13 protein-coding genes are annotated in these 14,952 nt (G+C 43.4%); 9 read left to right on the top strand and 4 right to left on the bottom strand.

What is annotated here, in order from left to right; all coding sequences use genetic code 11:
- Positions 1 to 6: 6 nt before the first annotated feature.
- Positions 7 to 1,194, bottom strand: coding sequence for a glycine C-acetyltransferase (gene kbl, locus D0T50_RS03150; protein WP_163221895.1), 1,188 nt, complete (start codon positions 1,192 to 1,194; stop codon positions 7 to 9).
- A 140-nt stretch (positions 1,195 to 1,334) separates the two neighbouring features.
- On the opposite strand from kbl, the gene D0T50_RS03155 reads away from it, so the two are divergent.
- From D0T50_RS03155 to D0T50_RS03165, 3 genes are read left to right on the top strand one after another with little or no spacing between them, the layout of a single operon-like run.
- Complete coding sequence (locus tag D0T50_RS03155) at positions 1,335 to 2,201, top strand: DUF4348 domain-containing protein (protein ID WP_163221897.1); 867 nt, start codon at positions 1,335 to 1,337, stop codon at positions 2,199 to 2,201.
- Between the two features lie 13 nt (positions 2,202 to 2,214).
- The gene (gene murB / locus D0T50_RS03160) at positions 2,215 to 3,219 is read left to right on the top strand and encodes a UDP-N-acetylmuramate dehydrogenase (RefSeq protein ID WP_163221900.1); all 1,005 of its coding nucleotides are present in this window, start codon (positions 2,215 to 2,217) and stop codon (positions 3,217 to 3,219) included.
- A 2-nt stretch (positions 3,220 to 3,221) separates the two neighbouring features.
- Positions 3,222 to 3,980, top strand: a complete 759-nt coding sequence (locus tag D0T50_RS03165) for an MBL fold metallo-hydrolase (protein WP_163221902.1) — start codon at positions 3,222 to 3,224, stop codon at positions 3,978 to 3,980.
- On the opposite strand, the gene D0T50_RS03170 is transcribed toward D0T50_RS03165, so the two are convergent.
- Positions 3,970 to 4,995: an alpha/beta fold hydrolase gene (locus D0T50_RS03170; protein WP_203558173.1), complete on the bottom strand. Its 1,026-nt coding sequence runs from the start codon at positions 4,993 to 4,995 to the stop codon at positions 3,970 to 3,972. The two genes, D0T50_RS03165 and D0T50_RS03170, sit on opposite strands and share 11 nt — an antisense overlap.
- Before the next feature lie 687 nt (positions 4,996 to 5,682).
- Here D0T50_RS03170 and D0T50_RS03175 point away from each other — a divergent pair.
- Positions 5,683 to 7,185 carry a DUF3352 domain-containing protein gene (locus tag D0T50_RS03175; RefSeq protein ID WP_163221906.1) on the top strand — a complete coding sequence of 501 codons (1,503 nt, stop codon included), beginning with the start codon at positions 5,683 to 5,685 and terminating at the stop codon, positions 7,183 to 7,185.
- Between the two features lie 91 nt (positions 7,186 to 7,276).
- On the opposite strand, the gene D0T50_RS03180 is transcribed toward D0T50_RS03175, so the two are convergent.
- Positions 7,277 to 7,657: a DUF3127 domain-containing protein gene (locus D0T50_RS03180; protein WP_163221908.1), complete on the bottom strand. Its 381-nt coding sequence runs from the start codon at positions 7,655 to 7,657 to the stop codon at positions 7,277 to 7,279.
- 176 nt (positions 7,658 to 7,833) lie between these two features.
- On the opposite strand from D0T50_RS03180, the gene dnaN reads away from it, so the two are divergent.
- From dnaN to recN, 5 genes are all read left to right on the top strand, one after another.
- The gene (gene dnaN / locus D0T50_RS03185; RefSeq protein WP_163221910.1) at positions 7,834 to 8,955 is read left to right on the top strand and encodes a DNA polymerase III subunit beta; all 1,122 of its coding nucleotides are present in this window, start codon (positions 7,834 to 7,836) and stop codon (positions 8,953 to 8,955) included.
- A 107-nt stretch (positions 8,956 to 9,062) separates the two neighbouring features.
- Positions 9,063 to 9,833 (top strand): 3'-5' exonuclease, encoded by a 771-nt coding sequence (locus tag D0T50_RS03190; protein ID WP_163221912.1) that lies wholly within the window; start codon positions 9,063 to 9,065, stop codon positions 9,831 to 9,833.
- A gap of 5 nt (positions 9,834 to 9,838) precedes the next feature.
- Positions 9,839 to 11,035 carry a bifunctional phosphopantothenoylcysteine decarboxylase/phosphopantothenate--cysteine ligase CoaBC gene (coaBC, locus tag D0T50_RS03195; protein ID WP_163221914.1) on the top strand — a complete coding sequence of 399 codons (1,197 nt, stop codon included), beginning with the start codon at positions 9,839 to 9,841 and terminating at the stop codon, positions 11,033 to 11,035.
- Between the two features lie 11 nt (positions 11,036 to 11,046).
- A complete protein-coding gene (locus tag D0T50_RS03200) occupies positions 11,047 to 11,940 on the top strand; it encodes a DUF4835 family protein (protein WP_163221917.1) in 894 nt (297 codons plus the stop codon).
- A 15-nt stretch (positions 11,941 to 11,955) separates the two neighbouring features.
- The gene (gene recN, locus D0T50_RS03205) at positions 11,956 to 13,617 is read left to right on the top strand and encodes a DNA repair protein RecN (protein WP_163221918.1); all 1,662 of its coding nucleotides are present in this window, start codon (positions 11,956 to 11,958) and stop codon (positions 13,615 to 13,617) included.
- Between the two features lie 8 nt (positions 13,618 to 13,625).
- Here the strand turns inward: recN and D0T50_RS03210 are convergent, their stop codons facing one another.
- Complete coding sequence (locus D0T50_RS03210) at positions 13,626 to 14,945, bottom strand: phenylacetate--CoA ligase family protein (RefSeq protein WP_163221920.1); 1,320 nt, start codon at positions 14,943 to 14,945, stop codon at positions 13,626 to 13,628.
- Between the last annotated feature and the right edge of the window lie 7 nt (positions 14,946 to 14,952).

Consider the following 14,952-nt stretch of genomic DNA (forward strand, 5'->3'; position numbering starts at 1 on the left):
CATTCTCTATTTCAATACACCAAGCTCTTTTCCCACTTTTATAAATGCTTCAATACATTTATCCAGATGTTTCTTGTCATGCCCTGCCGATAATTGTACGCGGATACGTGCTTGTCCTTGTGGTACTACCGGATAATAGAAACCTGTAACAAAAATTCCTTCATCCTGCATACGTGCGGCAAAGTCTTGTGATAATTTGGCATCATACAACATCACCGCACAAATAGCGCTTTGCGTTGGTTTAATGTCAAAACCGGCAGCAATCATCTTATCTCTGAAGTAACTTACATTTGCTACAAGTTTATCGTGTAATTCATTGCTTTCTTTCAGTATCTTGAACATTTCCAAACTGGCTCCTACAATAGCAGGTGCCAATGAGTTGGAAAACAGGTATGGACGACTGCGTTGGCGAAGCAACTCTATAATCTCTTTGCGACCTGTGGTAAAGCCACCCATAGCACCGCCAAATGCTTTACCCAACGTACCTGTGTAGATATCTACCTGCCCGTAAGTGTTGAATAATTCGCTGACTCCACGTCCTGTGGCCCCAACTACACCTGCCGAGTGACATTCGTCTACCATTACCAGCGCGTCGTATTTATCGGCAAGGGCACATATCTTATCCATTTGGGCTACATTGCCATCCATAGAGAATACACCATCGGTTACTATGATGCGAAAACGTTGTGCTTGAGATTCTTGCAGGCATTTCTCTAATTCCTCCATATCGGCATTAGCATAACGGTACCGTTTAGCTTTGCATAAACGAACCCCATCAATAATAGAGGCATGGTTCAAAGCATCCGAAATAATGGCATCTTCTTCAGTGAAGAGTGGCTCAAAAACACCCCCGTTGGCATCGAAGCAAGCAGCGTAAAGAATGGTATCTTCGGTTTTGAAGTAGTCGCTGATAGCTGCTTCCAGCTCTTTATGAATATCTTGTGTGCCACAAATGAAACGCACGGAAGACATACCGAATCCACGTTCATCCATGATTTCTTTGGCAGCTTTAATCAATCGGGGATGGTCTGAAAGTCCCAGGTAGTTATTGGCGCAAAAATTAAGTACTTCCTTACCTTTTACTTGAATAGCAGCTTGTTGTGGACTCTCTATAAGGCGTTCTTCTTTAAATAATCCTGCCTCTTTTATCTCGCTTAACGTATCTGCGAGATGTTCTTTTATTTTTCCATACATAAGATTGTACAATTAGAAGTTTATGCAAAGAACATTAATTTTGTTGGAATAAACAATATCTGTTTGTCGGATGTTTCAGAAAAAAGTACCTTTGCCCTGCAATTCATAGAGAGCCTGTCGCTACCATAATTAAGTTTCTGATGCGAAGATTTGCGATATACATACTTTCTGTGCTACTTTTCTTTTCATGCGACAGCAAAAAGAAAGAAAAAGAGTCGACAACTACTCCTTCTGTAATAGAAGAAGTAGACACGGTTGTTGTGCCGGTAGATACTATTCCTGAGAAAGAAGATATTTATGACGAACTGATTCCCAAGCCAGCTCCTCCAAAGAACGAAAACTTTGGCGACTTTATCATAGCTTTTGCCTTTGATGAAGAGCAGCAAATAGACCGTACGCTCTTTCCTCTTTATTATTACGACGAAGACTCTACGTACACCATTGATAAAGAATGCTTTCAGACGGACACGCTCTTTTTTGATCGTTCGTACTATACCATCATACTCGACGAAGAGGGTGAGCTCGATATGTTGGAGGATACAGTTCATACCTCAATTCAGATGGAATGGATAAACCTGAAAACACTGGAGGCGCGGAAATACTACTTTCAACGGTTGAGTGGACGCTGGATGCTGGAGGCTATTAATCAGCGGGTTTTCGAATTGGGCATGAATCGGGACTTTGTGGAGTTCTTCTACAAGTTTACTAACGATAGTTTGTTTCAATTAAAACACACTCACATTCCGTTGGAGTTTGTAACTACCGACCCTGACGATGATTTTAGCGTGATTCAGGCTACTATTGACGAAGATCAATGGCTGGCGTTCAGACCCATACTTCCCAAAGAACGCATCACCAACATTTATTATGGGCAAAAGATAGATCAACGCAGCGGTCATAAAATAGTACAACTCAAAGGCATAGCAAACGGATTTGAGAATACCCTCTTCTTCCGTCGAAAAGGTAAATCCTGGCAGTTGTACAAGTTTGAAGACACAAGCAATTAACTACATAACAAATATGATACACGTCTACGAAAACTACTCCTTATTGGCACACAATACTTTTGGAATTGATGTAAAAACCGCCCGCTTTCTGGAATATGAAACGGTAAATGAACTGCGCGAACTCATCCAACAAAAACAAATAACCCAGCCCTGCCTGCATATTGGCGGAGGAAGCAATCTGCTTTTTAAGAACGATTATCCGGGTGTGATACTTCATTCGCGCATCACAGGTATCGAAGTAGTAGAGGAAAACGAGGAGGCTGTTTACCTGAGAGTAGGTTCGGGTGTTGTGTGGGATGACTTTGTGGCGTATTGTGTAGCACGCAATTGGTATGGTGCAGAGAACCTTACCGACATTCCCGGTGAAGTAGGAGCCAGTGCTGTTCAAAACATCGGTGCCTATGGCGCAGAGGTAAAAGACCTGATTGTATCGGTTGATACCATCAATTTGCAAGGTGAGGAACGAACTTATACTAACGCGGAGTGTGGATTTTCCTATCGTCAAAGTATTTTTAAGCAACTGCAAAATACATTTGTTACGCAAGTGGTTTTCAAACTTGGGAAGTCAGAGCGTTTCTTGCTTGATTATGGCACCATTCGAGAAGAATTGAAGCAATATCCTGCTGTGACGTTGGCAGTGGTGCGCGAAGTTGTTCGGAAGATACGTTCCAGCAAATTGCCCGATCCCAAAGAACAAGGCAATGCCGGTAGCTTTTTTATGAACCCCGTCGTTCCGCGTGCTGTTTTCGACTCCTTAAAGATTCAATATCCTGCTATGCCACATTACGATGTGGATGCCGACCGTGTGAAGATTCCTGCCGGTTGGATGATTGACCAATGTGGCTGGAAAGGTAAGGCAATCGGTGCGGCAGGTGTACATGATAAGCAAGCGCTCGTTTTAGTAAACCGTGGAGGGGCTACAGGCGAAGATATTCTCCGTTTGTCGGCTGCTGTACAGCAATCCGTATTGGATAAATTTGGTATAGCCATCTCTCCCGAAGTAAAAGCAGTCGGTTAATCATGCGGGTTAAGATACTTGGAAGCGGAACCTCTACCGGCGTGCCCGAGATAGGTTGTACTTGTGAGGTTTGTACCTCTGCCAACGCTAAAGACAAGCGCCTGCGCGCTTCTGCTATTGTCTATACCGACGATGCTACTATACTGATAGACTGTGGTCCCGACTTTCGCGAACAAATGTTGCACACGCCTTTTGGGAAGATAGACGGCGTACTCATTACCCACGAGCATTACGACCATGTGGGTGGGTTGGATGATTTGCGCCCTTTCTGCCGTTTTGGTGAAGTACCGCTCTATGCCGAAAAATACACTTCGGACGCGTTGCGACTACGTATGCCCTACTGTTTTGCCGAACATCGTTATCCGGGTGTGCCCAATATCTATTTGGAAGAAATTACGCCCGGCATACCTTTCGCAATTAATAAAACGTCTATCTTGCCCATTCGCGTAATGCACGGACGTATGCCTATTTTGGGCTATCGCATTGGCAAAATAGCTTATATCACCGATATGCTTACCATGCCCGAAGAAAGTTTTAAGCAACTGGAAGGTGTTGAGGTTCTGATACTTAATGCGCTACGTAGTATGCCACATCTGTCTCACCAAACATTGGAAGAAGCATTGGGAGTTGTGAAGCGCATCGCGCCCAAGCAGACATACCTTATCCACATGAGCCATCATATAGGATTGCATGATGAGGTGCAGAAAAACCTACCGGCAGATGTATATCTGGCGTATGATGGAATGGAATTTACTTTGTAATAAACTCCATCACCGCTGCATTAAACGCTTCCGGCTGCTCCATGTTCAGCATGTGCCCACAATCGTCGAGTACTATTTGTTTGCCATTCGGCAGGTAGTTTAATATGTCTGGGTGCTCTGCGTAGCGATTGCCCGGTGCATTACCCGCTATAAGCAGTACGGGTACTTTGGGACATTTTTCTTTCAAAGCCGCATAGGCATCCAGTCCAATAATAACACGTGCCTCTTTGTGCAAGGGTTGCCATGCGCTCCAATCGCTAATCATCTGCCAAAGTGGTTCGCGCATACGTTCGCGCTGAGTACCTCCCGAATTCATTAATCCTTCAAACCATTCGCGCTTCATAACATCAACACCTTTGGCCTTTAGTTCGGCAATCTCCTGTTCGCGACGAGTAGCTTCTTCCTCGTCCATAGGAGTACTTGGTCCGGGCGACTTCCGGATGTTTCCACTTGCCAGCACAGCCGACTTTACCCGTTCGGGATAATAGCCCAGCATATCTGCACCAATAAAACCGCCCATAGATAGTCCTACAATGTGTGCCTTGTCTATGTGTAGCGCATTCATGAGCTTTACTAAATCGGCAGCGTGTGTAAACTGATAGCCTTCCTGTTGTTGCGACGAACGCCCATATCCGCGCGAATCATAGCGAATAACCCGGTATTGCTTGGCGAATACTTCAAACTGAGTATCCCACATCCGATGGTCGAGCGAGTGTCCGTGTATCAAAATAATCGGTTCGCCTTTGCCCAATTCTTCATAGTAAAGCGAGCCGTTGTCTACTTCAATATACCCGGATTTTATGGAATCAGAAGCGCATCCGGTAACTAAAAACAAGATGCCGACGCATAAAATGTGTAGTGTGTTTAATCTTCTGGTGATCATGGTTGTTTTATTGTTTGTGGGGCAAATATAACGAAATATTCCATCGTATGCGGTTGATTTAGTCTGTTGTTTCTCTTGCTGTAAATTCAAACTACCATTTCTAACCGTTAAGTAACCAATCGTATATTGCATTATGACAGAGGAATGGGCTGGATTTGCTTTAATGCTACATATTTGTCTGTCTTTTTGTTTTTCGCTCAACGAATTCTGATTACTGGATTGATTATTTAATATGCCCTACAAGCCTTCTGGAAGGGTTTTCAAGGAGAGAAATTTGCTTATGGACGAACGATTGTTTGCCATAAGCTCGCGACCCATCTTCCATAGGCACACAGAGCGTTTGCCTATGGCAAACAGTTGCTCATCCATAGGCAGAGAAAGAAAAGTGGACTGTGTTTGTCTGTGAAACTGACTGTGTTCTTTCCATGTTCTGACTTTGTTTTTACTCAAAACAAAGTCAGAAAAACAGGCGTTACAAGTCGTATAGGGCATGTATTGAATAATACGAGTGTTTTTCACACTATTTGAGGGTTTTTTCTAAAGCCGATTTCCTGCGATTTTTTCTGCCCACGCATCTGTTTCTCTCATTTTATCGCATTCTTGGCGGCTTTGACATTTTGATAGTTTGCCCACTTCTCACTGCTCTTCCAAATGTTTAATTAAATAACTAATAGTACTTTTATATTCATCTTTGCCATTGGCTGTTGTTGTTTATAATATTATTTTTAGTAGAATCAAACATATTTTTTCTAACGTTTTGTTTTGTTTGCAAAATTTATTATATTTGCAAACAAATGTTTCAATACGATAGTTAAGGTCATGAAGATTCGTGCGCTGATAAGGATGGTACTTACGCTTTCTGCTATACTTGCTTGTATGGGGATTGTTGCCCTTATGTACACACGGATGAGTGCGACCGAGAAAGCGGAGGATTTTGACCTTTACACACTTGTGCCTTCTTCCTCGACTGTTATTGTAGATACACAAGATGTGACGGAGTTTATCAAAAGCCTGAACAACTTGAATTGTAGTCAGGATGGAAATTTCCTCTACGTTTCCCGCCTTTTTTCCTTACTGAAAGACCACATAAATACACTGCTCGATGATGTTCCGCATGGATTAAGCCGGCAAATGAACAATATGCTGATTAGTTTTCATGCACCCGATAATGACAGGCAACAAGTGCTTTATTGCAGGTTGGGTGCAGGCGATTATAATTTGGTGGAGCACTTCATTAAGAAATATTGCGATAGCTCTTTCCCTACGAAATACTTCGATTATCGTGGTCAGGAAATCCGTATATACCCCATGCCCAATGACGAATTCCTTTCGTGTTACCTCACGTCGGAATTCTTCGTTATAAGTTACCAGAAGAGATTAATAGAAGAGGTTATCGATACACGCCTTTCTAAGGAGTCTGTTCTTGCCGATAAAAGTTTGCAGCGGATACGAACCGCCGGAAAAACGGGTGGTCAGGCAAAGGTTTATCTGCGCATGCAGTCGTTGAGTATGGGTAGGAGCAATGATGAACTTTGTGCCTCGATGCCGTTTGGTGGATGGACCGAGTTCTTGCTTACCATGAACGGAGATGCTGTGTACTGTTCGGGTATGAATAATGATAATGATTCATCTCCTAACTTTATGAATCTTCTGCGCAAACAAACCCCATTGCAAGGCTTTCCGGGAGATTTGCTTCCCAAGACTACCTACTTCCTTGCAACTCAATCCGTATCGGATATTCAAGAGTATGATTCCTTGCTCTCGGACTTTTTGAAATCTCATGCCTGTCATTCGGCTACTACCGGCTTCTTTCAGTCGAAAGATACCTTGCATACTCCTTGCGCCATTGTTTCTATTCCTGTCTTGCTTGCCGATGTTGCCGAGAAAGATTTGGCTGTCAGGATAAACGCCTATTATAAACCACTCTCGCTGTATGAGTTGCCGGCGAATACGCTATTTACGCAGTTTACCGGTATTATGAATATTGACGAACCGCTCTATGCCACTTTTCGCAGAGAAACGATGCTGATTGGTACAAAACGTAGTGTGGAGGCGTATTTGGAACAAACTCAGGCAGAAGAGTTCTTGGAGGGAAATCCTTTTTATGAAGCGGCTATAGTCAATGTTTCCGATTCGTACAACTTCCTTGTTTTAGTCGATATGCAACAGATATTGCAACAGCCGGATGATTATGCCCGGTTGGTTCCCAACTTCTTCTTCCGCAACGCGGATTTCTTTAACCACTTCCTGATGTCGGTGCAGTTTGTATGTGTGGAAGAGGTGTTGTATCCCAATTTGGTGCTACTGTATAAAGGAGAATAGGTAAAAACGTAAACGCGGATTAACACAGGATGTTCTTTGAAACTTTAAACATGCCCTGTGTTAATCCGCGTTTCTGCGTTTAAATCTTTACTTAGAATGGCAAATCATCATTCGCGTCTCCCGGTGTAAACTCCGGTGCGGGTGCTCCCATAGGAGGAGGAACCGGACTTCCGGCACCTGCCATGGGTGCTGAGCCTGCTGCTACGCGCTCTACTCTCCATGCACGGATACTATTGAACCATCTGTCATTCCATTGACGCGCGTCAATATCAAACGAAACAGTAAGTTCTTCGCCCATTTGAATGTTGAATTGTTCTATCTTTTCGGATCCGAATACCTCAAAACACATCTTCTTTGGGTATTGGTCGTGGTTTTCTACTACATACTCTTGAGCTTTCCACTCATTACCTGTCGACTTGGCAGTTCCACTTTTAGGAGGGAGTACCGCTATTACTTTTCCGCTGAATTCCATATTTTATTTTAATTATTTACTTGTGCGAAGGTACAACTTTTCAATGAATAGCCGAAGGGTGTGTCGTTTTTCTTTTCTACTTATTGCAAGTACGGATTTTTTTTTCGTAACTTTGTCCTCATAGGCAGAAGCCTGTAAGAAAACACAAAGAGAATAAATTAAAAATAAGAACTAATATGAAATTTATCGTTTCGAGCACAGCGTTGTTTAGTCATTTACAGGCGATTAGCCGTGTTATTAATTCGAAGAACACATTGCCAATATTGGATTGTTTCCTTTTTGATTTGAAAGATGGAATGTTGTCCATTACCGTTTCGGATACTGAAACAACAATGGTAACGGCTGTCGAGGTAAACGAAAGCGATAAAGACGGTAGGTTTGCCGTGGTAGCAAAAACGCTCTTAGACGCGTTGAAAGAGATTCCAGAGCAACCGCTCACTTTTGATATATCAGACAATTACGAAATCACCGTGATGTACCAGAATGGTAAATATAGCCTTATGGGACAGAATGCTGCTGAATATCCACAGTCGGCTACATTAGGCGAAAACGCGGTAAAGGTTGAGTTGGATGCAGCCATTTTGCTAAACGGTATTAACCGCGCGCTGTTTGCTACGGCAGATGATGAACTTCGTCCGGTAATGAATGGTATTTATTTCGACATCACCACCGAAGATATTACGATGGTAGCCTCAGACGGGCACAAATTGGTTCGCTTCAAGAGCCTTGCTGCTCAAGGTAAAGAGCGTGCAGCCTTTATCTTCCCAAAGAAACCCGCCAATCTGATGAAAGCGTTACTCCCTAAAGAACACGGACAGGTAACAATTGAGTTTGATGAACGTAATGCGGTATTCACGCTGGAGAAATTCCGTATGGTGTGCCGCCTCATTGAAGGAAGATATCCTAACTACAACTCGGTTATTCCGCAAAACAATCCGCATAAAGTTATTGTTGACCGACAAATGTTGCTTGGCGCGTTGCGTCGTGTATCTATTTTCTCGTCACAAGCCAGCAGTTTGATAAAGTTGCGTTTGGAAGAGAATCTGATTGTTATTTCAGCGCAAGATATTGACTACTCTACATCGGCAGAAGAAAAACAAGCATGTCAATATGCCGGTAACCCAATGAGCATTGGCTTCAAATCAACATTCCTGATTGATATCCTGAACAACATCACTGCCGACGAAGTAGTGATAGAGCTCGCCGATCCATCGCGCGCAGGAACCATTGTGCCGGTAGAACAGGAGAAAGATGAAAATCTTTTGATGCTGCTCATGCCGATGATGTTGAATGATTAATAAAACAACAAAGTAACAGTGGAGTTCCACAAAGGAAGATCAAATTCTACTTTGTGGAACTCTCTTTACTTTATACCATTAATGTATTATACGTAATAATTTAACTCATGAAATTGAACTTAAAGAACCCGCTTGTCTTCTTTGATTTGGAGACTACCGGTACAAACATAAATAGCGACCGCATCGTTGAAATCTGTTACCTCAAGGTGCATCCCAATGGTAATGAAGAGTCCAAAACCATGCGTATCAATCCCGAAATGCACATCCCCGAAGAAGCTTCGGCCATACATGGTATTTATGATCAGGATGTAGTCGATTGCCCCACCTTCAAAGGAGTTGCTCAAAGCATTGCTAATGATATTGAAGGGTGTGATTTAGCTGGTTTTAATTCCAACCGTTTCGATGTACCTGTGTTGGTTGAAGAGTTTTTGCGGGCAGGTGTAGACATTGATCTGTCGCATCGTAAACTGGTAGATGTGCAGGTGATTTTCCACAAAATGGAACAACGCACACTCTCTGCCGCCTATAAGTTCTATTGTGATAAGAATCTGGACGATGCCCATACGGCGGAAGCAGATACGCGCGCAACCTACGAAGTGCTAATGTCACAATTGGATAGATACGAAGAACTGCAAAATGATGTAGCTTTCTTATCCAACTATTCAAGTTTTAATCGCAATGTAGACTTTGCCGGACGTATGGTATATGATGATAATGGTGTGGAGGTTTTCAACTTTGGCAAGTACAAAGGTTTAGCTGTAACCGAAGTGCTAAAGAGAGATCCCGGCTATTACGGCTGGATACTTGGCAATGATTTCACACTTAATACTAAAGCCATGCTCACCAAAATACGTTTGCGCGAACTGACAGGAAAATAGAAACCATGCTGAAAGGAAAGAAAATAATATTAGGAATAACGGGTAGCATTGCCGCCTACAAAGCTTGCTATATTATCCGCGGGTTGATAAAGAAAGGAGCAGAGGTACAAGTGGTTATTACCCCTGCCGGAAAAGAGTTTATTACGCCCATTACTCTCTCCGCATTAACGAGCAAGCCGGTTATTAGCGACTTCTTCGCCCAGCGTAATGGTACATGGAACAGCCACGTAGATCTTGGATTATGGGCAGATGCCGTACTGATTGCACCTGCTACTGCCGCTACCATTGGTAAAATGGCAAACGGCATTGCAGATAATATGTTGATTACTACTTATCTCTCTGCCAAAGCGCCCGTGTTTGTTGCACCGGCTATGGACTTGGATATGTTTGCACATCCTTCTACGCAGAAGAACTTAGATACATTGCGCTCCTTTGGTAATCACATTATTGAACCGGCATCGGGCGAATTGGCAAGTCACTTGGTAGGAAAAGGAAGAATGGAAGAACCCGATGTTATCATTAGTGTGTTGGAACAGTTCTTTGCTGCTAAAACCGATTTAGCCGGAAAGAAAATCGTTATCACTGCTGGCCCTACCTATGAAAAGATAGATCCGGTGCGCTTTATTGGTAACTACTCTTCGGGTAAGATGGGCTTTGCTCTTGCCGATGAGTGTGCGCAAAGAGGAGCAGAGGTGACATTAATTGCAGGTCCTGTGCAACAGCAAACTACCGCATCCAACATTCAACGAATAAACGTATCCTCTGCCGCCGAAATGTACGAAGCCGCGCTTGACTGCTTCCCTCAATCAGACGCAGGTATACTTTGTGCTGCTGTTGCCGACTTTACAGTTGCCAACCCTACCGACAAAAAAGTAAAGCGGGGAGAAGAGGATTTAGTGTTAAACCTCAAGCCTACGCAAGATATAGCCGCTGCTTTAGGAAAGATAAAACAGCCTAATCAGCGTTTAGTTGGTTTTGCACTCGAAACAGACAATGAAGAGAATAATGCTCAAAGTAAGCTGAAGCGCAAGAATCTGGACTTCATTGTCTTGAACTCGCTCAAGGATGCGGGAGCAGGTTTTCAATATGACACCAACAAAATTACGATTATAGACAGTAAAGGTGAACAGCAACACTATGAGTTGAAAAGTAAAAAGGAAGTTGCTGGAGACATTGTCGACAAACTGGTTTCCACCTTATAATATATAAAGCGATGAAGAATGTTGTCCTACTCCTGCTACTTGCTTTTTCGTTTTCTGCTGTTGCGCAGGAGCTAAACTGCAACGTTGCGGTTAATCATTCGCAAATTCAAGGAACAAGTACGCAAGTATTCAAAACTTTGGAAGATGCTCTTAAGAGCTTTGTCAATGAACGGAAGTGGACACATGCGCAATACGATGTCAATGAACGAATCAATTGCAGTATCAATCTTACTGTGAAGGAGTATAACGACAACGGACGCTTCTCGTGTGATTTGCAAGTGCAAGCTACGCGTCCTGTATGGCAATCTTCATATTCTACGGTTATATTTAGTTTTAGAGATGCAAGCGTAGACTTTAATTATCTTGAGTACGACCCGTTGGAACTGCGCGACAATACCATTGACAATAATCTCACTGCTGTAATCGCTTACTATGTCTACCTGATTATTGGCTTTGATATGGATACAATGTCGCTGCTTGGTGGTACTGAATTGCTCCGTTCCGCAGAAAACATTGTTACTGCAGCACAGATGATAGGCGAAACAGGCTGGCGCGCATTTGATAGTAATCGCAACCGCCATGCCATTATAACCGATTATCTGGATGAAGGAATGAAACCATTGCGTCAGTTAATGTACGAATATCATCGTAAAGGTCTGGATGAAATGTCTACGAATTCATCGCGTGCGCGTGCCAATATCTCTACCATGCTGGAACAGTTGAAGCAAGCCAAAGAGAATAAACCCATGTCGGTGTTGCCACAACTATTTACCGAAATAAAGAAAGACGAGTTAGTCAATATCTTTAGCGTAGGGTCGCAACGCGAAAGGGAAGATATGTACACCTTACTGTCGCAAATCAATCCGTCACTCAATAGTGAGTGGGTAAAAATCAAACAACAATAAATAGCGAAACGAACAATGCTACGTTCTTTATATATACAAAACTATGCCCTGATAGAGAGTTTGGACATTGTGTTTAATGCAGGTTTCTCAGTTATTACAGGTGAAACAGGTGCAGGTAAGTCCATTATTTTAGGTGCTATTGGCTTGTTGCTTGGGCAGCGTGCTGATATTAAATCCATTCGCCAGGGTGCTACAAAATGTGTTATTGAGGCGCGCTTTGATATAACTGCATACAATTTTCAGGAGTTCTTTGAGCAAAATGAGTTGGAGTACGAAACAGAGTGCATCTTTCGCAGGGAGATTGCTGCCTCGGGTAAGAGTCGCGGCTTTATCAACGATACACCTGTGTCGCTTGCGCAGATGAGAGAGCTGGGCGAACAGTTGATTGATGTACACTCACAACACCAGAACTTACTGTTGAATAGGGAAGATTTTCAACTCAATGTGCTTGATGTGTTGGCGGGCAATGGTGATTTGTTAAACAACTACACCTTATTATATGCCACATGGAAGAACCTCCATGAAGAACTTGCCGACCTCAAAGAAAAAGCTCTCCAAAGTAGTGCCGACGAAGACTATCTGCGTTTTCAACTAACACAATTGGAGGAGGCAAAACTCTCCGAAGGTGAGCAGGAGGAGCTGGAGCAAGAAGCCGAAATGCTTACTCATGCCGAAGAAATAAAAGCAGGACTCTATAAAGCGAATGTCATACTAACCTCTGATGAGCAGGGTTTGCTTTCTTCACTGAAGGATGCAGTTAGTACTTTGCAAAATATAGAAAAGGTATACCTGCCTGCTACCGAACTTTCCGAACGTATGCGCAGCTCCTACATTGAGCTTAAAGATATAGCCGAAGAAATTGGCGACAGGGAAGAAAGTGTATCTTTCAATCCTGCCCGTATGGAAGAGGTAACCGACCGCTTAAACCTCATCTACTCGCTGCAACAAAAACATCGTGTCTCTTCTGTTGCGGAACTATTGCAAATACAAGAAGAATATAACGCCAAACTGTCGGAAATAACATCCTTTGATATGCAGATAGAAGCATTGAACAAGCAGTTGGCAGCTGAATACGATAAGTTGAAAGCACAGGCTGCAAAGCTAACAACGAAGCGTGCCGAAGCTGCCCGTATGGTAGAAAAACAAATGGTGAATCGCCTTATCCCGCTGGGTATGCCCAATATTCGCTTTTCTGTTGAAATGGAAACAAAGAAGGAGCTAGGGGCAAGCGGCGGCGATACAGTTGCGTTTCTCTTCTCTGCTAATAAAAATGGGATGCTTCAAAAGATTTCCTCCGTTGCTTCGGGTGGTGAAATAGCACGTGTAATGCTTTCCATGAAGGCAATGATAGCAGGGGCAATAAAGCTTCCTACTATTATATTCGATGAAATAGATACAGGTGTATCGGGCGAAATAGCCGATAAGATGGCGGATATCATGCAAGAGATGGCGCAACAAGAGCGTCAGGTAATTAGTATTACGCACCTTCCGCAGATAGCTTCCAGAGGAACTGCGCACTATTTAGTATATAAGCAAGACAACGAAACGGAGACAAACAGCCACATCCGCCTACTGTCGCAGGAGGAGCGGGTGTTGGAAATTGCGCGTATGTTGAGTGGAGCCACACTGACGGATGCGGCTTTGAATAATGCGAAAGAGCTACTGTCTATTTCTTAATTATCCCTTTACGCTTTATCTCCACGCAGGTCTCTAACCCGCACAGCTTTTCCTTCGCTTTGCGGTAGTGAGCCTTTCTTTACGAGTTTTAGCTTTGGTGTTACCAAAATCTCGTCTTTCAATTGGCGGGTAATTTCTTTGCGAATGTTCTCCAACTCAATGTAGTTATCGGTCGATAGGTCGCTCAACTCTACTTCTACAATGATTGTGTCTTGGTAATCCTTGGTGTCGAGTGTAATGAGGTAGTTACTTCCCAGCTCGGCAAAACGTACCAATATTTTCTCAATCTGCATGGGGAAGATATTAACTCCCTTGATGATAAACATATCGTCGCTTCTTCCTTTGATGCGGTCAATGCGCAGGTGCGTGCGTCCGCAAGGACATTCTCCGGGAATAATGCGGGTAAGGTCGCGTGTGCGGTAGCGAATTAACGGCATCATTTCACGGTCGAGTGTGGTAAGTACCAGTTCGCCAATTTCACCTTCGGGCATAGGCTCTCCGGTTTCGGGATCGATGATTTCTACCAGGAAACAGTCTTCCCAGAAGTGCATTCCGTTTTGTTCGGTACATTCAAAGGCTACACCCGGACCATTCATCTCCGACATACCAAAACTGTTGTATGCTTTTACGCCCAACATTTTCTCAATCTTCTTGCGTTGTTCGTCGGTATGTGGCTCGGCTCCAATAACAAGAGTCGTCAGGCTGGTGTCGTGCGGATCAATACCTTCTTCTTGGAATACCTCCGCCAAACGGATGGCATAACTTGGAATAGCATGTAGCGTGGTAGTCTTAAAGTCGGTAATAAACTTAATTTGTCGCTTACTGTTGCCGGCAGCGGCAGGTACGGTGAGTGCACCCAATCGTTCGGCACCATACTGAAATCCCAGTCCACCGGTAAACATACCGTAGCCCGAACTGTTTTGAAACACATCTGTATTGCGTAGCCCTACCATGTAAAGGCAGCGTGCCACGAGGTTCGCCCACGAACTTAAATCGTGTTGCGAGTGTACAATCACTGTGGGGTTTCCTGTTGTACCGCTCGAAGAGTGCAGTCGAACAGCATCTTTTAAGTCTCCCGATACTAAGCCGAAGGGGTAATTATCTCGCAGATGCGCCTTTGTAGTAAAGGGTAGTTTGCGGATGTCATCCACTGTTTGTAATATATCGGGCGAAATACCATTCTCCTCGAATACTTGTTTATAAAAAGGCGAATTTGCTGCAGTTGCAATGGTTTTCTTTAACCGCTGCAACTGCAGCTCACGCAAATCTTCTTTACTTATTGTCTCAATCTTTTCTTCCCAAAACTTGTTACCTGTTGTCGTATTCATTTCTTTG

It is taken from the genome of Bacteroides sp. 214 (genome assembly GCF_010501015.1).
Lineage (GTDB): Bacteria > Bacteroidota > Bacteroidia > Bacteroidales > Bacteroidaceae > Bacteroides.